Below are 20,346 nucleotides of genomic sequence, written 5' to 3'. Positions count from 1 at the left end.
ATCAGAGGCGTTCCTGGAGAGGAAGCGGCTTACCAGTCGTACTGGACCTGGAAGCGGACGTAGCGCGGATCGTTGAAGTACTTCGGCGTGTTGTAGTTGTAGTAGGTGCGGATGGTCGGTGCCGAGCTCGGTCGGCCGTACTTTGTTTCGTACACCTGCACCGGCTTGATGTTGTTGAATGCGTTGATCACCGACATCTGCACGCTCAGGCCCTTCAGCCAGTTCGGGGTGTAAGTGATGTTCGGGCTGACCGTGAACTGCCACGGGGTACGGCCGGCGCTTCCGACCTTTGAGATATCGTCAGCCGGTTGGTTGCCATTGAGTTCGCAGCTGTGGAACACGCCAGAGTAGCCATACTCGGTATCGAAGCTGCCCCAGCCGCCACCCAGGCAGCTCTTCGGTGCACCGGACTGTGCCAGCATGTTCAGGCCGACCGACCATTCATCCGTGAACTTGAAGCCACCGTACAGCTTGATGCTGTGGCGATGGTCATTGAACAGATATCCGTCCGAGCCATACATGATTTCGGCAAAATCGAAGTCGGACGTGGTGCCGGTGTCATCCTGGCCGTTGGTGCTCTTGACCAGACCTTCGTAATTGCCTTCCAGCTTGGACCAGGTATACGAGAAGCTGGCGTACCAGCGCTCGGTCTGCTTGTCCGCACTGAGGGTTACGGCCTTGTACACGCGCTTGGCCTTCGGGCCCAGACTTGCCCCCGGCACTGTGATGTCGTCGACCTTGCCATCACCATCCACGTCCAAGGTGACTTGCAGGTCACTACCCGGGTTGTAGATCCAGCAGCCCGGCAGCCCTTCCGGCACGGTCCAGGGATCGGCCCAGTTGGAAAGGTCATAGCCGGCGGCTACCGCAGCGTTGTAGAGCGAACGAGAATCGCAGGTATCGTCGATGACCTTGTTGGCACGGCGATAGGTCGCTTTAATGCCGACGGTCCAATCGTTGAAGAAGTCGATCGAGGAGTTGATCTGCTGCTGGTAGCCAAGAATCACTTCATCCTGGGTGTAGGGCTTCAGACCTTTGGAGGCCACCGCGCGAGGATCCGGGGTGACACCGCTCTCACCGTTGACGATGTTGTCATATGCACCATCTTCGTAGCTGCCAGTGATGATTGGCGAGCCGTTCGGATTGATGCCGTCGTAGGTGAAGTATTGGTCCAGGTAGTACGACGCGCTGGCTGCGCGAAGCGCAACATTCGCAGCAATGGGCAGGGAGTAGCGGCCGGCCGATGCGAACAGCTTGCTGCGGCCGTCACCCAGAATGTCCCACGAGAATCCGAAGCGCGGCTGCCAGATATCATCCTGCTTTACGAAGCTGATACCGTCGGAATTCTTGTTGTCGAACGAGTCGTTGCGGATGCCGGCGTACAGCATGAAGTTGTCGGTAATCTGCCAGTTGTCCTGCACATACCAGGACTTCTGCTTGATTTCGATCGAGCCGCCATTGCGGAAGTTCACGCGGTTTGCGTAATCATCTTCCAGGTACCACAGCGCACCCGCGGAGTAGGAGGTGCCCTGCACCGAAGTCCACTTCTCGTCGCTGTAGCCGAAGCCGATCTTGTGGTCGCCCAGCTGCCAATCAAAGTCGGCACGTGCGCCTTTGCGCTCGTTGCGGCCGCCGAACATTCCTACCGTGCTGGCGACGGCGCAGCCGATACGACGGCCGGTGCCGCCGGTCTCCGAGCGGTAATCCAGCACGTACGGGCACGCGCCTTCAGGGCTGTTGATGTTGCCGTCATAGAAGCTGGTCACACCATCGGGGCTGATCGTGTGCTCCGAACTGCGGTTGCGCATCTGGCCGTACTGGATCGAGCCTGTCAGATTCTCGGTCAGGTAGCTGGTCCACTTGAAGATATCCGTCTGACCACCGGTCTTGCCGATCAGTTCGCCGAGATCATTCGTGCGTGCAGGTTCGCCACCAGCGTCGGCCTTGTCATAGAGTGCATTGAAATAGTTGTAGCTGTAGCGACGGCTGTTGTCGAAGCCTGTGTATTCCAGGTGATTGTTCTCGTTGAGATACCAATCGACCTTCAGCAGCCAGTACGGCGTCTTGGACTCATAGTCGTAGCCGGTCGTTGACAGCGCAGCAGCAGTCGGTGGTCGGCCGTTGGTGGTGTACTGCGAGCCGCGGTTGCTGTAGCTGCCGGTCTTGGAGTTGCTGAACTGGCCCATCGCGAACACGAACAGCTTGTCCTCGATCAGGGGGCCGCCAGCCCAGACACTGTAGACGTTCGAACTGCTGCTGTTCTTGTCGTAGGAGCGGAAGATCGAGCCGTCGTTGTAATAGGTGTCCGGTTCGTTTTCGCGTAGCGAGTCAGGAGCCCCCGTCCAACTGAAGCCACCCTTCCATTCATTGGTGCCGCGCTTGACATTGACGCTGGTGACGCCGCCGGTCGAGAAACCGTACTTGGCGCCATAGCCACCGGTCTGGATATCCAGCTGGTCGATGGCCTGGTACGGAATCTCCGAGAACGACAGGCTGTCGTACAGATTGGTGACGTTGAAGCCATTGACGTAGTAGCTGTTCTCGGCTGCCGACGCACCGCCGAACGAGGCGGGGCCGAAGTATCCGCTGGACGATACGGTGCCGGGAGTCAGCAGCGAGACGCTCGTGACATCGCGGGCGACCGGCAGCGAGTTGAGTTTGTCGGCGGTGAACGTGGTACGAGATTCGACACTGCCCAGGTCAATTGCGTTTGCTGCTCCCAGTGCGCGTACATTCACCGTATCCAGGGATGTCGCGCTACCAGAGGACGCGGACGCGAACGTGGCCATCGAGGACTGGCCGGCGACCACGGTCACCCGGGTGGTCGCGATGGGGCTGCCATTGTTGACCGTTGTGACCTCATAGGTGCCGGTTGGCAGCTGCGAAACACGGAAACGACCGTCGCCACTGACGTTCACTTCACGCGTCGTGCCCGACGCCAGACTCTTGACCTGGATCTTGTCTGCCGAGGTCACGCTGCCGACGATATCGCCGGTGGTGCTCTGGGCGTAGCTGGTGCCGGCCAAGGCACCTAGAACCAGCGCAAGCGCAGTGCGCTTCAGCGTGCGGCCATTGAAGTTCAGATTCATCGTGTTCCTTTGCGGTTGCAGAGGGGAAGCGGTTCAATTCAAACGGACCTGAACGAATTGTTCAGGATGAATGAAACCGTAACGATGAAGTTTTTCTCGCGCAATGTTCATCTGGCGCTCATGAATCGCGAAGCGCTGAAAAATGATCTCAGGTTGTTGAATTAAAAGATATTTTATTTTTTATTTCGGTTTGTTTCGTGTCTGACGAGATGATTGAAAGTGACACAAATGTATGCTAAGTGATCAATATTGCGACGATAAGTCTCATTTGTTATTCACGATTGTGGGGCATCGATCTTGCGCGCGGTGCCATGAAGTGGCTCGCTGGGCCGAGGAGCAAGCATGGCCGCCACAGGGAGGCCACCTGTAGAATCGCCGCCTCGGGCGCAGCCCGTTTCCCCCTCGTTCAACAGGACAGAGCATGAGCATCAAGAGTGACCGTTGGATCCGCCGCATGTCCGAGCAGCACGGCATGATCGAGCCGTTCGAGGCAGGGCAGGTCAAGCAGGCCAACGGCGAGCGCATCGTCAGCTATGGCACGTCCAGCTACGGTTACGACGTGCGCTGCTCGCGTGAGTTCAAGGTGTTCACCAACATCAACTCGACCATCGTCGATCCCAAGCATTTCGACTCGGGAAGCTTCGTCGACATCACTGCCGACGAGTGCATCATCCCGCCGAACAGCTTCGCGCTGGCGCGCACCGTGGAGTACTTCCGCATCCCCCGCGACACCCTGGTGGTGTGCCTGGGCAAGAGCACCTATGCGCGCTGCGGCATCATCGTCAACGTGACCCCGCTGGAACCGGAATGGGAAGGCCACGTCACCCTGGAGTTCAGCAACACCACGCCGCTGCCGGCGCGCATCTATGCCAATGAGGGCGTCGCGCAGATGCTGTTCTTCCAGGCCGCGGCCGATGACATCTGCGAGACGTCGTACCGCGATCGTGGCGGCAAGTACCAGGGCCAGACCGGCGTGACCCTGCCGCGGACCTGATCGCCCGCGTCATCGCATGACGAAAACGCCGGGCATGCCCGGCGTTTTCGCATGGGTCACGCGGTGCGTTCGCCGGGCATGGCCGGGCGCTACCTTACTTCCCGCGGCCGAACAGCATTGCGATGCCGACACCCACCAGCGCCACCGGCCACCAGGTCAGCAGCAGCTTGGACAGGTTCAGGTGCGTCCAGCCGAGGTTGCTGGCGAGCATGAACAGGCCGATCAGGATCAGCAGGATGGCGGCAACGAGGTTGAATCGCATCGGGTCGGCGAAGGCTCAGGAGTGGGCCGGATATCCTAGCCGTTCCTTCCAGTAGGCGACATGCTGGTCCAGTGCGGCCGCTTCGTAGCGGTGCGCGGGACCGCTGCCCCAGACCGGGCCCGGCCAGGCCGGATCACCGTCATGGCGGCCGATCACGTGGAAGTGCAGCTGGCGCACGATGTTGCCCAGTGCACCGATGTTGATCTTCTCCACCCCGTCGGAGCCCTTCAGCGCCTTGCAGGCGCGGTTGAGCTCGGTGCGCAGCTTGTCCTGCTGCTCGCCGTCCAGCTCGATCCACTCGGTGACCCCGGCCAGGCGCGGTACCAGTACCAGCCACGGGAATCGTTCGTCGTTCATCAGCCGCACTTGCGACAACGGTCCTTCGGCCACCAGCACGCTATCGGTGGCCAGGCGTGAATCGAGTTCGAATTCGCTCATCCAAGATGCTCCGAGAAGAAGTCCAGGGTGCGTTGCAGCGCCAGGGCGGCGCTGTCTGGATCATACGCATGTCCGACCTCCCGGTTGAAGGCGTGGTCGGCCGGATAGACGAAGGTTGCCATCTGCGGCAGCTTTTCGCGGTGGGCCTGGACGGCCTCCGGCGGGATGCTCCTGTCCTGGGCGCCGAAGTGGAAGATCACCGGCGCCTTCGGCGTCTCATCGAGGAACTGGACATTGCGCGCACCGTAGTAGCTGACAGAAGGCAGGCCCAGGCGTACTGCGGACAGCATCGCCACCGTACCGCCCCAGCAGTAGCCGACGGTGCCGACCTTGCCGTAGGGGGCCAGGCGGGTGGCCGCCGCGCGGACCACTTCCAGCGCCCGTTCCATGCCCAGCGCGGCCACCCGTTCCAGGCCCTGCTTCACCCCGTCGGCGTCGTAGGGCAGGGCATCCGGATCGGCCTCGGGTCCATCGACCAGGTCGAAGAACGAAGGTGCCAGCACCGCATAGCCTTCGGCGGCGAAGCGCTCGGCCACGCTGCGGATATGCGGGTTGGCGCCGAAGATTTCCTGCACCACCACCAGCCCGCCGCGCGCGGTGCCCTCGGGGAGTGCCTGCCAGGCCCGTACCGCGCCGTGGTGCGTATCCAGGGTGATCCACTCGGCCATCGCTTGTACCTCGTTGCAGGGAACAGGGCTGCATTGTCGGTGCTGTGCGGGTTAGCGCGGTGTCAGCGGCTGTGCGTGATCGGGCGGCTGGCCGTTCAGAGCGAGGCCGCCAACCCCGGTATACTGGCGCCCTTTCAGGCCCCGGCCCCCAGGAACCCCTGCCATGCCGGCAGGGGCCCAGGCCCCCAGAGTCCCGCGATTCCATGTCCCAGCTGAACCCCAAAGTCGGCTTCGTCAGCCTTGGCTGCCCGAAGGCCCTCGTCGATTCCGAGCGCATCCTCACCCAGTTGCGGTCCGAGGGATACGACATCGTTCCGTCCTACGACTCGGCCGACGTGGTGGTGGTCAACACCTGTGGCTTCATCGATTCGGCGGTGACCGAGTCGCTGGACGCGATCGGCGAGGCGATGAACCAGAACGGCAAGGTCATCGTCACCGGCTGCCTGGGCAAGCGCCCGGAGCAGATCCGCGAGGCGTACCCGAACGTGCTGGCGGTGTCCGGCCCGCAGGACTACCAGAGCGTGATGGAGGCGGTGCACGAAGCGCTGCCGCCCAAGCACGATCCGTTCGTGGACCTGGTGCCCGACTACGGCATCAAGCTGACCCCGCGCCACTACGCTTACCTGAAGATTTCCGAAGGCTGCAACCACAAGTGCAGCTTCTGCATCATTCCGTCGATGCGCGGCAAGCTGGTCTCGCGCCCGGTTGATGAGGTGCTGCGTGAAGCCGAGCGCCTGGTGCGCGGCGGCGTGCGTGAGCTGCTGGTGGTGTCGCAGGACACCTCGGCCTACGGCGTGGACGTGAAGTACGCCGAGAAGATGTGGCGCAACAAGGCCTACCAGACCCGACTGAAGGCATTGTGCGAAGGCCTGTCCGAACTCGATGCGTGGGTGCGCATGCATTACGTCTACCCGTACCCGCACGTGGACGAGGTGGTGCCGCTGATGGCCGAGAACCGCATCCTGCCGTACCTGGACATTCCCTTCCAGCACGCGAGCCCGCGCATCCTGCGCCTGATGAAGCGCCCCGGCGCGGTCGAGAAGACCCTGGAGCGCGTGCAGAACTGGCGCCGCATCGCGCCGGACATCACCGTGCGTTCGACCTTCATCGTCGGCTTCCCGGGCGAGACCGAGACCGAGTTCGAAGAATTGCTGTCGTTCCTGGATGAGGCACAGCTGGATCGCGTCGGTGCGTTCGCCTACTCGCCGGTCGAGGGCGCAACCGCCAACGACCTGCCCGACGCTGTGCCGGAAGAAGTGAAGCAGGAACGCCTGGCCCGTTTCATGGAGAAGCAGGCGCAGATTTCCGCCGCGCGCCTGGAAGCGAAGATCGGCACCGTGCAGCAGTGCCTGGTCGATGCCATCGAAGGCGATATCGCCGTAGCCCGCTCCAAGGCCGATGCACCGGAGATCGACGGTCTGGTGCACATCCAGAATGCCGACCAGGTGCCGCTGCGCGTGGGCGAATTCGTCGACGTGGAGATCACCGAGAGCGACGAGCACGACCTGTACGGCGATGCGCTGGCGGCTGCGGGCCGCCCGGCGTTCGACCTCAAGGTGCTGTGACCGCAACGACGACCGCCGCTGGCGACGGCGGCGGTTCCCGGCGCTTCGTGCCGCCGCCGCGTGCGACGGTCGATCTGCAGGTGTTTGAACATCCGCTGTTTGCCGGCTTGCAGGACTTCCGTGATCTGCTGGACGATGCAGCATGGCCGTCCATTGCTGCGCTTGATGCGCGGCTCGCGTTTCCCGGCAAGCGCCTGGTGGAACAGGATGCCGCGCTGCTGGCCGACGGCCTGCATTACGAAGCGCGCATCGCGCAGGGGCATATCGCCACCCGTGCCGGCAACTGGCATGACCTGTTCAATGCGCTGGTGTGGGCATGCCACCCGCAGCTGAAGCAGGCACTCAACGCACAGCAGTGCCTGCATATCGATGCCATGCCGCCCGGCCAGCGCAATCGCGCACAGGCGGCGCTGACCCAGTTTGATGAAACCGGCGTGATCGTGCGCGTGCGCGATGAGGCGGTGCTGGCGGCCTGGGATGCGCACGCGTGGCCGACGCTGTTTGAACCGACGCATTGGCGAACTGGTGCTGTGGCCATCGCGACGGTGTTCGGTCATGCGCTGATGGAACAGGCGCTGCTGCCAGGCCGCCTGCTGGTCGGCAAGTGTGTGGTGGTGCAGGGCGACGATGACGACGCCTGTATCGCCGAGGTCGCCGTGGCCATCCGCGAGGGCCGGGCGCTGACCGATCCGTTGCAGCTGCGACCGCTGCCCCTGGCGGGCATTCCGGGCTGGCATGAACGGCAGGATGCCGCCTTCTACGCCAACGCCGATTACTTCCGCCCGCTGCGTGCCGGGCGTCAGTACCCGCCGCCGTTGCACATGGCCCTGTAGAGTCGACTGTCAGTCGACTGCGCTTCGTTCCGATGTCATGAACGCTTGACAGATGGCTTCGGTGAGTCATCAACCGCGATGGGGATCGCGGCGCGTTTGCCGTCCGGCGGCGGAGGTTTGTGCCGCGCTTCGCGCGGTAGTCGACTGACAGTCGACTCTACATCCGCTCGTATTCCACGCTGATCACCGCGAAGGTGAACTGGCCGCCGGGCAGCTCCACTGAAAACTCGTCATCCAGCCGCTTCTTCAGCAGCGCACGCGCCAGCGGCGAATCGATGCTGATCCAACCCAGTCCGGCGTCGGTCTCATCCGGTCCGACGATGCGATAGCGGCTGGTGTCGCCGCTGTCCACGTTCTCCAGCTCCACCCACGCACCGAAGAACACCGCCTGCGGATCGGTTGGCGTGGTATCGACCACGCGCAGCGATTCCAGCCGCTTGGTCAGGTAGCGCACGCGGCGGTCGATCTCGCCCAGCTGCTTTTTGCGATAGGTGTATTCGGCGTTCTCGGAACGATCGCCTTCCGCGGCAGCGGCGGCCAGTGCCTTCACCACCTCCGGGCGGCGCACGCGCCACAGCTCATCCAGTTCGGCTTTCAATCGGGCATGGCCGGAGGCGGTGATCAGGGCGGTGCTTTTTTCTGCGGGTGGACGCCAACGGGACATGCAGTACGACTTCTTTTCAGGATGACGAAGGGGGAGAGGGGTCGGAGCCCTTCCTTGCGGAAGGGATCCGACCCCGGGGTCAGAGCCCTTTCCCACGGAAAGGGCTCTGACCCCACGAAGCGATCTCAGCGCTTGCCGCCGAAAATGCCACCCAGGATGCCGCGCACGATCTGGTTGCCCAGCTTGGTGCCGACGGTACGCGTGGTCTGCTTGGCCATGGTCTCGATCATGCCCTGGCGGCGCTTGGTACCGAAAATCGCATCCTTGATGGACTGGCCGAAGCCTCCCTCCTGCGCCTCGTCCTGCTCGCGACTGCGCGCGGCAGGTGCCTCGGCCTTCTCGACCGCCTTCTGCGCGCGCTGGGCCAGCAGTTCGGCGGCCGATTCGCGGTTGATCGCGGTGTCGTAGCGGCTGCCGACCGGGCTTCCGGCACGTACCTGCGCACGCTCGGCGTCGGTGATCGGCCCCATCCGGCAGCGCGGCGGCGCGATCATCGTCTGCTGCACCGGCATCGGCACGCCCTTGTCCTGCAGCGTGGACACCAGCGCCTCGCCGGTGCCGAGCTGGCTCAGCACCTTGGCCACGTCCAGCTTCGGGTTCGGCACGAAGGTCTCGGCAGCGGTCTTTACCGCCTTCTGGTCGCGCGGGGTGAAGGCGCGCAGCGCGTGCTGCACGCGGTTGCCCAGCTGGCCGAGGATGTTGCCCGGCACGTCATCGGGGAACTGCGAGCAGAAGTACACGCCCACGCCCTTGGAGCGGATCAGTCGAACCACCTGCTCGATGCGCTGCACCAGCGACGCGGGCGCGTCGTCGAACAGCAGGTGCGCTTCGTCGAAGATGAAGACCAGCTTCGGCTTGTCCAGGTCGCCCACTTCCGGCAGCTGCTCGAACAGTTCCGACAGCAGCCACAGCAGGAAGGTCGAATACAGCTTGGGCTTGAGCACCAGCTGGTCGGCGGCAAGGATGCCGATCATGCCGCGGCCGTCGTGATTGACCCGCATGATGTCGGCCAGTTCCAGTGCCGGTTCGCCGAAGAAATTCTCGCCGCCGTCCTGTGCCAGGCGCAGCACCGAGCGCTGGATCGCGGCGATCGACTGCGCGCTGACCAGGCCGTACTCGGTGGAGATGTCCTTGCGCTCCTCGGCCACCAGGCCGAGCAGGGCACGCAGATCGTCCATGTCCAGCAGCAGCAGGCCACGGTCGTCGGCCAGCTTGAAGACGATGTCGAGCACGCCGGCCTGGGTATCGTTCAATTCGAGGATGCGCGACAGCAGGGTCGGGCCCATCTCGCTGACCGTGGTGCGCACCGGGTGGCCGAGCTTGCCGTACAGATCCCAGAAAATGGTCGGGCTGGCGGCCGGCGCATAGTCCGCCACGCCGATCTCGGCGGCGCGCTGCAGCAGGTTCTCGGCGCCGGTGCCAGGCACGGCCAGGCCGGACACATCGCCCTTCACATCGGCCAGGAACACCGGAACGCCCAGCCGCGAGAAGCCCTCGGCCAGGGTCATCAGGGTCACCGTCTTGCCGGTACCGGTGGCGCCGGCCACCAGGCCGTGGCGGTTGCCGAGTTTCGGCAGCAGGGTGACGGCAATATCGTCGGTAATGCCTTTGCCGAGCAGAATCGGATCCATGGTCCAGCCCTTGTGGTGAATAGCCCAATGTTAACCGCCGGCGGTGACGGGCCGAAGGTCGGCTTGCCCGGACCTTGGCGGCGCCGCTACTCTGCCTGCCTGTTTCGCACACAGTGCCATCAATGCCCGTTCCTGTCCTGATTTCCCGTGGTTGGCCGCTGCTGGCCCTGGCCGGCCTGGTTTCCCTGGCGCCCGACGCCCATGCGCAGCGGGTTTCGGCCCGGGACAAGGTGAAGGTGGATGCGCTGCAGCAGCGCATGACCGCCGCCGAGAAGCGCTACAGCGACGCCCTGTTGCTGGTCGCCAATTCCGACCCGAAGGGCAGCAACGAGGCCGATGCCGCGCTGGAGGACATGGAAGACGTCCTCAATGACTGCGTGAAGCAGAAGGGCTGCCAGATGGGCACCCTGCTGGCCAGCTACAAGCGCCTGCTCAAGCACGACGCCGATGCGGCGGGCAGCGATGAGGTGACCGACGAGAGTGGTGACCGCCTGGAAGCCGACCCCGACCATATCGGCCCGCTCACCGCCGATGTGCCCGAGGCCGCCCGCGCCGCCGCGCTGCTCAACGACAAGCGGCATGCCTTCGACACCATGGTCGAGTACAACCCGGCCGTGCAGGCCGGCATCCGCCGCTGGCTGACCGACATGCGCCCGGCGTTGCTGACCAGCTACGAGAACTACCAGAACCTGCGCGCGGTGATGTGGCCGGAGTGGGAAAAGCGCGGCCTGCCCGAGGCGCTGCTGTTCGGCATCATGGCCAAGGAATCCAACGGCCGCGTGCATGCCTCCTCGCGCGCGGGCGCGGCGGGCCTGATGCAGTTCATGCCGGCCACCGGCCGCCGCTTCGGCCTCGGCCCGGACGGCACCGGCTTCGATACGCGCTTCGATGCACGCAGCGCCGCCGAGGCCAGCGCCAGCTATCTCAACGAACGCCTGCGCGAACTGAACAACAACGTGGAAATGTCGGTGGCCGCCTACAACGGTGGTGAAGGCCGTGCGGCGCGCGTGTTCAAGCAGAGCGGCGGGCAGAGCTTCTGGACCGACAGCGTCTACAACCAGTTCCCCGGCGAGACCAAGGACTACGTGCCGATGGTGATCGCCGCGGCGTGGATCTTCCTGCACCCGCAGCAGTACGGCGTGGAGTTCCCGAAGATCAGTGCGCAGCCGGCCACGCTGCGCCTGGCCAAGTCCACCACCATCTATGAACTGACCATCTGCCTGGGCAGCCATGGCACCCGCGATGGCTACATGCGCGCGCTGCGCAACCTCAACCCGCGCTATGAAGCCGACGGCTGGATTCCGGCCGGCACGTTGATCAACGCCACCACCCGCATCGCCGGCCTGTACCAGCGCAACTGCGTCAGCGGCCCGCGTGCGGACCTGGCCCGCACCCTGATCACCGCCGATCTGAACGCAGCCATCGTCCGCCCGACCGCCGCCAGCTACACCGGCAGCGTGGCCGTGGGTGGTGTGGTGCCGGTGGCGGACGCTGCTGCATCCACCAGCGTGCCGACCACGCCGGTCGCTCCGGTGGCTACGCCGCGCCCGGCGGCGCGGCCGAAGCCGGTACGCAGCCACAAGGTGGGCAAGGGCGAGACCCTGGGTGCCATTGCGGCGAAGTTCCAGTGCGACGTGCCGACCCTGGCCCGCGCCAACGGCCTGAAAGCCCCGGCCTACAGCCTGCGCCACGGCCAGACGCTGAAGCTGCAGGGCTGCGACAAGTAATCCCCCACGACCCCTGGAATCCGCATGGACCTCGAAGACACCCGCAACCTGTTCGCCAACCTCCGCGAAAACACCGACTGGGACATCACCGGCCCGTTGCTGTGGGGGTATTTCTTCGTCCATTCCACCGCTGAGCCACTGCAGGCGCTGGCTGACCATCTGCAGGCGCAGGGCTACACCTTCGTGGAACTGTTCGAGCAGGAGCCGGAAGAGGGCGACGCGCCGTTCCACGTGCTGCATGTGGAGCGTGTGGAGATTCACGACGAAGCCTCGCTGGACCGTCGCAACCAGGAGTTCGCGGCGCTGGCCGCGGAGAAGGGCGTTGAAGACTACGACGGCATGGACGTCGGCCCGGCCCCGGCCCTGCAGTAACGCGTTTCTGGCTGTAGAGCCGAGCCCATGCTCGGCTGTTTTTGCCGGCAGCCGAGCATGGGCTCGGCTCTACAGATCCGGTAGTACGTCATTCCGTTGAATTCATCCACGCATGGCGTGGATCTACGGTCAGCGCAGCTTCGCCAGGGCCTGGCCCAGCTGCACCGGGCTCTCAGCGCCCAGCTGCGGGGCGAACTCGGCCACGCCCGGAGGCAGCAGCACGATCACGGTGGAACCGTAGTTGAAGCGCGCCATCTCGGCGAAACGCTCAAGCTTGATGCCCTGGCCGCGGTAATCCTTGCGGGTGATGCGGTCACCGTAGGCCGGGATCTCCTCACCGCTCCATACGGTCTCCACGCCGGACACCAGCAGTGCGCCGACCATCACGCTGACCATCGGGCCGAAGCTGGTGTCGAAGTGGCAGACCAGGCGCTCGTTGCGGGCGAACAGGCGCGGCACGCCGTTCACTGCGGCCGGGCCGACGCTGAACAGGCGGCCCGGCACGTGCACGGTCTCGCGCAGGGTGCCGGTCCACGGCATGTGCACGCGGTGGTAATCGCGCGGCGACAGGTACACGGTGGCGTACAGGCCGTCGTTGTACGGCTTGGCGTCTTCGTCGCTGCCCAGCAGCTCGGCGGCGGTGAACGACTGGCCCTTGGCCTGGAAGATGCGGCCGGCCTCGATCTTCCCCAGCTGGCTGATGCGGCCGTCGGCCGGCATCACCAGGCTGCGCGGATCGGCATCGGCCACGCGCGCGCCCGGCTTCAGCGCACGGGTGAAGAACTGGTTGAAGGTGGCGTAGCTGCGCGGGTCCGGGTTGGCCGCTTCGTCCAGATTGACGTTGAACTTGCGGGTGACCGTGTCGATCAGCCAGCGCGACACGCGCGGATCGTCCGAGTACGCCAGCGAACGCGCCATCGAGGACAGCAGGCGGTGGGGCAGGGCGTACGTCAGGGCGGTGGTGAGGCTCATGGGGCGGTTTTCTCGGTCAGCTTCTGCAGGTCGCGGGCAATGGCCGGCGCATTGAACGGGGGGCGCACCAGGCCGGCAAGGCGGCCCTGCGGATCGAGCACGGCCAGGCTGGCCGAATGCTCGACGGTGTAGTCCTCGGGGTTTTCGTCGAAGTGCTTGCCCGGCACCTTCTGGAACACGAAGCCCAGCGAGGTGGCGAAGCGTTCCAGCGAGGGCACATCGCCGGTGGCGGCCAGGGTGTCCTTGTGGAAGCCGTGCACGTACTCGCCCAGCCGCGTGGCGCTGTCGCGGTCGGGGTCGACCGAGATGAACAGCACCCGCGGGCGCAGCGTGTCAGGCAGGGCTTCCCACTGGTTCTGCGCGCCGGCCAGTTCGGCCAGGGTGGTCGGGCACACGTCCGGGCAGAAGGTGAAGCCCAGGAACACCAGGGTCCAGTGGCCCTTCAGTTCGCCCGGGATCAGGCGGGTGCCGTCGGACTGGGCCAGGTTGAAGTCGGGCAGTTCACGCGGCTGCGGGTACAGCGTGACCGCTTCGGTGGCCGGGGCGTTGGCCGGCGGCTTCGGCGCAAACACCTGCTGGGCGGCCAGCAGGCCCAGGCCTGCCGCCAGGGCGATCAGCAGGATGATGCCGGCGTTGCGATTGAACATGGGTGCCCCCGCGCGAAGTGGGCTCCATCATACCGGCTGCGGCCCGATCGTTTCCGCCGCAACGGATGCCGCCGCGGGCGCCAGCCCCTATAATCGAGGGCCACTTTGCCCGCAGTACCGCCATGACCGCTGAAACGGCCGCCGAACTCCACACGATCATCGATCTGATCCGCTACGGCACCAGCCGTTTCAACGAAGCCGGGCTGACCTTCGGTCACAGCTACGACAATTCGCTGGACGAGGCCACCCAGCTGGTGCTGCACAGCCTGCACCTGCCGCACGACCTCGGCCCGGCGTACGGCCAGGCGCGCCTGCTGCAGGCCGAGAAGCTGCGCGTGCTGGAACTGTTCCAGCGCCGCATCGACGAACGCATCCCGGCCGCCTACCTGACCGGCGAGGCCTGGTTCGCCGGCCTGAGTTTCAAGAGCGACAAGCGCGCCCTGGTGCCGCGCTCGCCGATCGCCGAACTGATCGAATGTGGTTTCGAGCCGTGGCTGGCCGGCCGCGATGTCAGCCGTGCGCTGGACCTGTGCACCGGTTCGGGCTGCATCGCCATCGCCATGGGCCACTACTACCCGAACTGGGAAGTGGATGGCGTCGACCTCAGTGACGACGCACTGTCGCTGGCTGAAGAGAACAAGGAACGCCTGCAGGCGCACAATGTCACCCTGCTCAAGTCGGATCTGTTCAACGGCCTGACCGGCCGCCATTACGACCTGATCGTCACCAATCCGCCGTACGTCACCAACGACGAGACCGATGCCCTGCCGCAGGAATACTCCTACGAGCCGGAAATGGGCCTGCGTGCCGGCGACGACGGCCTGGACCTGGTGCTGAAGATCCTGCGCGACGCCCCGCTGCACCTGAGCGAAGACGGCCTGCTGATCTGCGAAGTGGGCGAATCCGAGCAGCACCTGATCAAGCTGCTGCCGGAAGTCGATTTCGCCTGGATCGAGTTCAAGGTCGGCCAGATGGGCATCTTCGCGGTCGAGTGCCGCGAGCTGATCGCCCACAGCGCGCGCATCACCGAACTGGCGGCGCAGCGCCCGTGAGCTCCAATTCGTTCGGCAAGCTGTTCACCGTCACCACGTTCGGCGAGTCGCACGGGCCGGCCATCGGCTGCGTGATCGATGGCTGCCCTCCGGGGCTGGCGCTGGACGCGGCCGAATTCGCCCACGACCTGCAGCGTCGCGCTACCGGCAAGAGCCGCCACACCTCGGCGCGGCGCGAGGCCGATGAAGTCGAGATCCTGTCCGGCGTATACGAGGGCCTGACCACCGGCACCCCGATCGCGCTGCTGATCCGCAACACCGACCAGCGCAGCAAGGACTACGCCAACATCGGCCAGCAGTTCCGGCCGGGTCATGCCGACTACAGCTACTGGCACAAGTACGGCATCCGTGACCCGCGCGGTGGCGGCCGTTCCTCGGCACGCGAGACCACCATGCGCGTTGCCGCCGGCGTGGTCGCCAAGAAGTGGCTGGCCGAGCGCTTCGGCGTGACCGTGCGTGGCTACCTGTCGCAACTGGGCGACGTCACCCCGGCCGGTTTCGACTGGTCGGCGGTGGAAGACAATCCGTTCTTCTGGCCGCACGCCGCACAGGTGCCCGAGCTGGAGGCGTACATGGATGCGCTGCGCAAGTCCGGTGACTCGGTCGGTGCGCGCGTGGACGTGGTGGCCGACAACGTGCCGCCGGGCTGGGGCGAGCCGATCTACGGCAAGCTCGATGGTGAACTGGCCGCTGCCCTGATGAGCATCAACGCGGTGAAGGGTGTGGAGATCGGCGATGGTTTTGCCAGTGCCGCGCAGAAGGGCACCGAGCACCGCGACCTGCTGACGCCACAGGGCTTCGCCAGCAACCATGCCGGCGGCATCCTCGGTGGCATCTCCACCGGCCAGCCGGTAGTTGCGTCGATTGCCCTGAAGCCGACTTCCAGCCTGCGCCTGCCGGGCCCGTCGCTGGACACGGCCGGCAACGTGGTCGAGGTGGTCACCACTGGTCGCCACGATCCCTGTGTCGGCATCCGCGCCACCCCGATCGCCGAGGCGATGGTGGCGATGGTGCTGATGGACCAGGCGCTGCGCCATCGTGCGCAGTGCGGCGATGTCGGCACGATCACCCCGCGCATTCCCGGGCAGATCGATGGCTGACACGCGGCCGACCGTGTGGGTGAGCCAGCCGCTGATCGACGCGGCCATCGCGCCGTTGCGCGATCGCGTACAGCTGCGCAGCACCGACACCGTCACCGCCTGGACGCCCGCGCAGATCGCCGATCAGCTGGCCCGCGCCGACGGCGCGATCATCACCCTCAACGAGCGCATCGGTGCGGCCCAGGTGGCCGGCGCCGCGCAGCTGCAGGTGATCGCCAATGTCGGCGTCGGCTACAACAATCTGGATGTCGACGCGCTCAGTGCGGCCGGCATCCTCGCCAGCAACACGCCGGACGTCCTGACCGAGACCACCGCCGATCTCGGCTTCGCGTTGCTGATGGCCACTGCGCGCCGGATCACCGAGTCCGAGCGCTGGCTGCGCGAAGGCCAGTGGCAGCAGTGGTCGTTCCAGACCATGCTGGGCGCGGATGTCCATGGCAGCACGCTGGGCATCCTCGGCATGGGCCGCATCGGCCAGGGCATCGCACGCCGCGGTGCACACGGGTTCGGCATGAAGGTGCTGTACCACAACCGTTCGCGGTTGCCGGCCGATACCGAGGCGGCGCTTGGCGCGACCTACGTGGACCTGGACACGCTGCTGGCGCAGTCCGACCACCTGGTCACGGTACTGCCCTACACGTCGGCCTCGCATCACATCATCGATGCGGCGGCACTGGCGAAGATGAAGCCCTCAGCCACCCTGGTGAACATCGCCCGCGGCGGCATCGTCGACGAACTGGCGCTGGCTGACGCACTGGCCCACGGCCGGCTGGCCGCTGCCGGCCTGGATGTCTACGAGGGCGAGCCGACGGTGCGTCCGGAGCTGCTGGCGCTGCGCAATGTGGTGCTGACCCCGCATATCGGCAGTGCCTCGCTGGCCACGCGCACGGCGATGGTACAGCTGGCCGTCGATAATCTGGTTGCCGGGCTCGGCCTGGATGGCGCACCCTCGTGCATGCCGAGCGCGATCAACGCTGACGCGGCCATGGCTGCGCGTGTGACCCTGGGCAAAAAAACCGGGAAACGATAGGGAGCCTCCGCGCGCCCCGCCTGAGGAGGTTCCCCGAACCCAGCTGTCGTGCGTGTTTCTTCCCCATTCCCGTTTTCGTGAGAGTTTTCCCCCATGAGCAATGCACAGCGCAGTTTCCACGTTGCCGTCGTCGGTGCCACCGGTGCGGTCGGCGAGACCATGTTGTCGATCCTGGCCGAGCGTGATTTCCCGGTCGGCACCCTGAGCGTCCTCGCTTCGGAACGTTCGGCCGGCGGCGAGATCGAGTTCAACGGCCAGAAGGTCAAGGTGCAGGACCTGGCCACCTTCGATCCGAGCGGTGTCGAGATCGCGCTGTTCTCGGCCGGTGGCAGCGTGTCCAAGGAATACGCACCGAAGTTCGCCGCTGCCGGTGCGGTGGTGATCGACAACTCCTCGGCCTTCCGTTACGACGATGACGTGCCGCTGGTGGTGTCCGAGGTCAATCCGGAACAGGTGGCCAACCGTCCGCGCGGCATCATCGCCAACCCGAACTGCTCGACCATGCAGATGCTGGTGGCGCTGGCGCCGCTGCACCGCAAGTACGGCATCGAGCGCATCAACGTCTCCACCTACCAGTCGGTGTCCGGCGGTGGTCGTTCGGCCACCGAAGAGCTGGGCAAGCAGACTGGCCAGCTGCTCAGCTTCCAGGAAATCGATCCGCAGCGCTTCCCGGTGCAGATCGCCTTCAACCTGATCCCGCACATCGATGACTTCCAGGACAACGGTTTCACCAAGGAAGAGATGAAGCTGATCTGGGAGACCCGCAAGATCCTCGGCGACGACAGCATCCTGGTGAACCCGACCGCGGTGCGTGTGCCGGTGTTCTACGGCCACTCCGAGTCGGTGGCGATCGAGACCCGCGACAAGGTCACCGTGGCCGAAGCGCGCGCGCTGCTGGAGCAGTCGCCGGGCATTGAAGTGGTGGACCGCCATGAAGCCGGTGGTTATCCGACTCCGGTCACCCATGCCTCGGGCACCGATGCGGTGTATGTCGGCCGTATCCGTGAGGACCTGTCGCATCCGCGCGGCCTGAACCTGTGGATCGTGTCGGACAATGTGCGCAAGGGCGCGGCGTTGAATGCCGTGCAGCTGGCCGAGCTGGTCGCCGCCGAGCAGCGCTGATGGAGAGGCCGGGCAATGCCCGGCCTTTTCTGCAGGGCCGGACCCACGCTTGGCTCAGGCCATGCAGCCGGGCACGTGCTCGGCTCTACATGGGTGCGGACCCCGGTCCGCACGCTTTATAGTGTCGCCCATGAATAAACGGGCCAGGGGCGCAAAGCGCCCGCTCCTCTATCTTTACACCGCGCTGCTGGCCCTGGCCAGCAGTTCGGCACTCGCATTGGGCCTGGGGGACATCCGTGTCCTGTCCAAGCCGGGGCAGCCGTTGCTGGCCGAAATCCCGGTGGTGTCGGCTGACCCGTCCGAGCTGGAGAACCTGCGCGTCGCACTGGCCTCGCCGGTTACCTTCGAACGCGTCGGCCTGCAGCGGCCGACCGGGCTGGTCAGCGAGCTGCAGTTCGAGCTGACCCGCAATGCGCAGGGCAGGGCGGTGGTGCGGGTGACCTCGCAGGCGCCGGTCGAGACCCCGTCGCTGAGCTTCCTGATCGAAGCCGACTGGGGCCAGGGCCGTCTGGTGCGCGAGTACTCGGCACTGGTCGATGCGCCGTCCAGCGCGCTGGCCGTCACCGAGCCCGAGATCGTGGCGCCGGCCGGCACCCTGTCCAACACCATCGCGCGCGAGCCGGCACCCGCGCCTGCTGCAACGGTGCCCGATGTGCCATCGCGGGCGCCTGCTGCGGCACCTGCAGCCACGCCGGCTCGGCCGCGTGCGGAACCTGCACCGGTTGCGGCAGCGCCGGCCGACGGCAGCATCACCGTGCAGCGCGGTCAGACCCTGTCGCAGATCGCCAGCGCGGTGGCGCGTGGCAACCAGGTCAGCCGCGACCGCGCGATGATCGCCCTGCTGCGCGCCAATCCCGAAGCCTTCATCCGTGACAACGTCAATCTGCTCAAGCAGGGCGCGGTGCTGCGCATGCCGGGCAGCGATGCGCTTGCCGCTGTCGATGCCGCCGAGGCCGCTGCGCTGGTGCGCGAGCACGCTGCGCAATGGCGGCAGGCGCGTACCGTGCCGCAACCAGCGGGTGCGGTCGCGCCGGCCGCCAGGGCGGCAACCGCGAACGCTTCTTCCCCGGCTGCCGCCAACGGGGCACGACTTGAGATCGCTCCGGCGCTGGCGTCCGACGCCGCGCACGCGGGCACAACCACCGGCACCGCTGCCGGCAGCGAGGGTGACATGCTGGGCAACGAACAACTGCGCCAGGCGCGTGAGGACATCGCCACCCGCGATGCCGAGATCGGTGAACTGAAGAAGCGCGTGGCCGATCTGGAGAAGCTGAAGGAGCAGCAGCAGTCGTTGATCGCGATGAAGGACAACGACCTGGCTGCCGCGCAGCAGCGTCTGGCACAGGCGCCGGGTTCCCGTGATGCAGTGACGCCGTGGTACTGGCTGGGCCTGCCGGTGCTGCTGCTGGCAGCAGGCGCAGCCTGGTTGCTGCGCCGTCGCAAGCCTTCGCCGCTGCCCCCGCTGCGCGAAGAGGGTGACGCCGCCGGGCTGGCTGCTGCGGTTCCTGCGGGTGCGGCACTGGACACGCTGGCCGAGCAGTCTTCATGGTCGTCGGCGGTGGCCGATGGCGGCCGCCAGGAACCGGCGATGCCAGCCTGGGCGAGCGAGCCCGAGGGCCATGCCGAAGCAGCGCTCGATCCGATCGCCGACCACGCGGTGCAGGCCGACTGGAAGGCTGACATGCTGCGCGACGAAGACGTGGTCGTACTGCCCGAGGCGGTGACCGATCTGCCGCGCTGGGACGAGCCCGCGACCGCACGCGAAGATGTTGTTGAGGCGCCGGTACAGGATGAGCCGGCCGCACCAGGGACGCCATCTGAAGTGGCGGTGCCGGACTACGCGCTGCATGCCGAACAGCAGCCGCAGTTCCGCGGCGTGTTCGATCTGCCGGCCGAAGCGCATCAGAACGAGTTCCCGGTTGATGCCAGGCATCATGACGGAATCGACGGTATCGGCACGTCGCATCCCGAGGAGACTGCGGCGAGCGCGGCTGCGGACAACGGCGATGCCGGCTGGCTGCCGCGTGCCGGCCAGGAGCGCCTCGAGCTTGCCATCGCATACCTGGACCTGGGCGACGCGCAGACCGCGCGTACCCTGCTGCTGGAGGTCGCCGAAGGCGGCGATCCGCACAGCCAGGCCCAGGCCCGCGAACTGCTGGCCCGCCTGCCGTGACCGAACC

At 65.8% G+C, this 20,346-nt stretch carries 18 protein-coding genes; 10 read left to right on the top strand and 8 right to left on the bottom strand.

Going from position 1 to position 20,346, the window contains the following annotated elements; genetic code table 11:
• Nucleotides 1-29: 29 nt before the first annotated feature.
• The gene (locus AC5P88_RS03440) at nucleotides 30-3,089 is read right to left on the bottom strand and encodes a TonB-dependent receptor (protein ID WP_495224301.1); all 3,060 of its coding nucleotides are present in this window, start codon (nucleotides 3,087-3,089) and stop codon (nucleotides 30-32) included.
• Nucleotides 3,090-3,510: 421 nt separating this feature from the next.
• Here AC5P88_RS03440 and dcd point away from each other — a divergent pair, with 421 nt between their 5' ends.
• On the top strand, nucleotides 3,511-4,083 hold the full coding sequence (dcd, locus tag AC5P88_RS03435) for a dCTP deaminase (protein ID WP_005410499.1): 573 nt from the start codon (nucleotides 3,511-3,513) through the stop codon (nucleotides 4,081-4,083).
• A 94-nt stretch (nucleotides 4,084-4,177) separates the two neighbouring features.
• Here dcd and AC5P88_RS03430 read toward each other — a convergent pair whose 3' ends face one another.
• From AC5P88_RS03430 to AC5P88_RS03420, 3 genes are read right to left on the bottom strand one after another with little or no spacing between them, the layout of a single operon-like run.
• Nucleotides 4,178-4,345, bottom strand: a complete 168-nt coding sequence (locus AC5P88_RS03430; RefSeq protein ID WP_005410498.1) for a LiaI-LiaF-like domain-containing protein — start codon at nucleotides 4,343-4,345, stop codon at nucleotides 4,178-4,180.
• Nucleotides 4,346-4,360: 15 nt separating this feature from the next.
• The gene (locus AC5P88_RS03425) at nucleotides 4,361-4,783 is read right to left on the bottom strand and encodes an HIT domain-containing protein (RefSeq protein WP_106548850.1); all 423 of its coding nucleotides are present in this window, start codon (nucleotides 4,781-4,783) and stop codon (nucleotides 4,361-4,363) included.
• Nucleotides 4,780-5,451: a dienelactone hydrolase family protein gene (locus AC5P88_RS03420; RefSeq protein WP_033834542.1), complete on the bottom strand. Its 672-nt coding sequence runs from the start codon at nucleotides 5,449-5,451 to the stop codon at nucleotides 4,780-4,782. The genes AC5P88_RS03425 and AC5P88_RS03420 overlap by 4 nt, the downstream gene beginning before the upstream one ends.
• A gap of 203 nt (nucleotides 5,452-5,654) precedes the next feature.
• Between AC5P88_RS03420 and rimO the strand changes: the two genes are divergently transcribed.
• On the top strand, nucleotides 5,655-7,016 hold the full coding sequence (gene rimO, locus AC5P88_RS03415) for a 30S ribosomal protein S12 methylthiotransferase RimO (RefSeq protein ID WP_495224300.1): 1,362 nt from the start codon (nucleotides 5,655-5,657) through the stop codon (nucleotides 7,014-7,016).
• Nucleotides 7,013-7,849, top strand: a complete 837-nt coding sequence (locus AC5P88_RS03410; protein ID WP_495224299.1) for a DUF3025 domain-containing protein — start codon at nucleotides 7,013-7,015, stop codon at nucleotides 7,847-7,849. The genes rimO and AC5P88_RS03410 overlap by 4 nt, the downstream gene beginning before the upstream one ends.
• Before the next feature lie 157 nt (nucleotides 7,850-8,006).
• Here the strand turns inward: AC5P88_RS03410 and greB are convergent, their stop codons facing one another.
• Both greB and AC5P88_RS03400 read right to left on the bottom strand, forming a co-directional pair.
• Entirely contained in the window at nucleotides 8,007-8,513 is a 507-nt protein-coding gene (greB, locus tag AC5P88_RS03405; RefSeq protein WP_111112469.1) for a transcription elongation factor GreB, read from the bottom strand.
• A 125-nt stretch (nucleotides 8,514-8,638) separates the two neighbouring features.
• Nucleotides 8,639-10,144, bottom strand: a complete 1,506-nt coding sequence (locus AC5P88_RS03400; protein ID WP_099554939.1) for a helicase HerA-like domain-containing protein — start codon at nucleotides 10,142-10,144, stop codon at nucleotides 8,639-8,641.
• A 122-nt stretch (nucleotides 10,145-10,266) separates the two neighbouring features.
• Here AC5P88_RS03400 and AC5P88_RS03395 point away from each other — a divergent pair, with 122 nt between their 5' ends.
• Both AC5P88_RS03395 and AC5P88_RS03390 read left to right on the top strand, forming a co-directional pair.
• A complete protein-coding gene (locus AC5P88_RS03395) occupies nucleotides 10,267-11,871 on the top strand; it encodes a transglycosylase SLT domain-containing protein (RefSeq protein WP_106548845.1) in 1,605 nt (534 codons plus the stop codon).
• A gap of 24 nt (nucleotides 11,872-11,895) precedes the next feature.
• A complete protein-coding gene (locus tag AC5P88_RS03390; protein WP_111112472.1) occupies nucleotides 11,896-12,243 on the top strand; it encodes a ribonuclease E inhibitor RraB in 348 nt (115 codons plus the stop codon).
• A gap of 129 nt (nucleotides 12,244-12,372) precedes the next feature.
• Here AC5P88_RS03390 and asd read toward each other — a convergent pair whose 3' ends face one another.
• Complete coding sequence (gene asd, locus AC5P88_RS03385) at nucleotides 12,373-13,215, bottom strand: archaetidylserine decarboxylase (RefSeq protein ID WP_106548843.1); 843 nt, start codon at nucleotides 13,213-13,215, stop codon at nucleotides 12,373-12,375.
• Nucleotides 13,212-13,862 (bottom strand): SCO family protein, encoded by a 651-nt coding sequence (locus AC5P88_RS03380; RefSeq protein WP_106548842.1) that lies wholly within the window; start codon nucleotides 13,860-13,862, stop codon nucleotides 13,212-13,214. Before AC5P88_RS03380 ends, asd begins: the two co-directional genes overlap by 4 nt.
• Nucleotides 13,863-13,984: 122 nt before the next feature.
• Here AC5P88_RS03380 and prmB point away from each other — a divergent pair, with 122 nt between their 5' ends.
• From prmB to AC5P88_RS03355, 5 genes are all read left to right on the top strand, one after another.
• Nucleotides 13,985-14,914, top strand: a complete 930-nt coding sequence (gene prmB, locus AC5P88_RS03375; protein WP_495224298.1) for a 50S ribosomal protein L3 N(5)-glutamine methyltransferase — start codon at nucleotides 13,985-13,987, stop codon at nucleotides 14,912-14,914.
• Nucleotides 14,911-16,014, top strand: a complete 1,104-nt coding sequence (aroC, locus tag AC5P88_RS03370; RefSeq protein ID WP_099554931.1) for a chorismate synthase — start codon at nucleotides 14,911-14,913, stop codon at nucleotides 16,012-16,014. Before prmB ends, aroC begins: the two co-directional genes overlap by 4 nt.
• Nucleotides 16,007-17,044: a 2-hydroxyacid dehydrogenase gene (locus AC5P88_RS03365; protein WP_106548841.1), complete on the top strand. Its 1,038-nt coding sequence runs from the start codon at nucleotides 16,007-16,009 to the stop codon at nucleotides 17,042-17,044. The genes aroC and AC5P88_RS03365 overlap by 8 nt, the downstream gene beginning before the upstream one ends.
• A gap of 93 nt (nucleotides 17,045-17,137) precedes the next feature.
• On the top strand, nucleotides 17,138-18,166 hold the full coding sequence (locus tag AC5P88_RS03360; protein ID WP_012511725.1) for an aspartate-semialdehyde dehydrogenase: 1,029 nt from the start codon (nucleotides 17,138-17,140) through the stop codon (nucleotides 18,164-18,166).
• A gap of 130 nt (nucleotides 18,167-18,296) precedes the next feature.
• Entirely contained in the window at nucleotides 18,297-20,339 is a 2,043-nt protein-coding gene (locus AC5P88_RS03355) for a motility hub landmark protein FimV (RefSeq protein WP_495224296.1), read from the top strand.
• Nucleotides 20,340-20,346: the final 7 nt, after the last annotated feature.

It is taken from the genome of Stenotrophomonas sp. YJH_SMC_8 (genome assembly GCF_059371315.1).
This window is presented reverse-complemented; position numbering and strand designations above follow the sequence as displayed.

What these genes read in the sequence shown, in the direction of transcription:
- AC5P88_RS03355 (WP_495224296.1), top strand. Translation starts at nt 18,297, where the DNA reads ATGAATAAACGGGCCAGGGGCGCAAAGCGCCCGCTCCTCTATCTTTAC.
- rimO (WP_495224300.1), top strand. Translation starts at nt 5,655, where the DNA reads ATGTCCCAGCTGAACCCCAAAGTCGGCTTCGTCAGCCTTGGCTGCCCG.
- AC5P88_RS03420 (WP_033834542.1), bottom strand. Translation starts at nt 5,451, where the DNA reads ATGGCCGAGTGGATCACCCTGGATACGCACCACGGCGCGGTACGGGCC.
- AC5P88_RS03395 (WP_106548845.1), top strand. Translation starts at nt 10,267, where the DNA reads ATGCCCGTTCCTGTCCTGATTTCCCGTGGTTGGCCGCTGCTGGCCCTG.
- AC5P88_RS03365 (WP_106548841.1), top strand. Translation starts at nt 16,007, where the DNA reads ATGGCTGACACGCGGCCGACCGTGTGGGTGAGCCAGCCGCTGATCGAC.
- AC5P88_RS03360 (WP_012511725.1), top strand. Translation starts at nt 17,138, where the DNA reads ATGAGCAATGCACAGCGCAGTTTCCACGTTGCCGTCGTCGGTGCCACC.
- dcd (WP_005410499.1), top strand. Translation starts at nt 3,511, where the DNA reads ATGAGCATCAAGAGTGACCGTTGGATCCGCCGCATGTCCGAGCAGCAC.
- AC5P88_RS03425 (WP_106548850.1), bottom strand. Translation starts at nt 4,783, where the DNA reads ATGAGCGAATTCGAACTCGATTCACGCCTGGCCACCGATAGCGTGCTG.
- greB (WP_111112469.1), bottom strand. Translation starts at nt 8,513, where the DNA reads ATGTCCCGTTGGCGTCCACCCGCAGAAAAAAGCACCGCCCTGATCACC.
- asd (WP_106548843.1), bottom strand. Translation starts at nt 13,215, where the DNA reads ATGAGCCTCACCACCGCCCTGACGTACGCCCTGCCCCACCGCCTGCTG.
- AC5P88_RS03430 (WP_005410498.1), bottom strand. Translation starts at nt 4,345, where the DNA reads ATGCGATTCAACCTCGTTGCCGCCATCCTGCTGATCCTGATCGGCCTG.
- prmB (WP_495224298.1), top strand. Translation starts at nt 13,985, where the DNA reads ATGACCGCTGAAACGGCCGCCGAACTCCACACGATCATCGATCTGATC.
- AC5P88_RS03380 (WP_106548842.1), bottom strand. Translation starts at nt 13,862, where the DNA reads ATGTTCAATCGCAACGCCGGCATCATCCTGCTGATCGCCCTGGCGGCA.
- AC5P88_RS03400 (WP_099554939.1), bottom strand. Translation starts at nt 10,144, where the DNA reads ATGGATCCGATTCTGCTCGGCAAAGGCATTACCGACGATATTGCCGTC.
- AC5P88_RS03440 (WP_495224301.1), bottom strand. Translation starts at nt 3,089, where the DNA reads ATGAATCTGAACTTCAATGGCCGCACGCTGAAGCGCACTGCGCTTGCG.
- AC5P88_RS03390 (WP_111112472.1), top strand. Translation starts at nt 11,896, where the DNA reads ATGGACCTCGAAGACACCCGCAACCTGTTCGCCAACCTCCGCGAAAAC.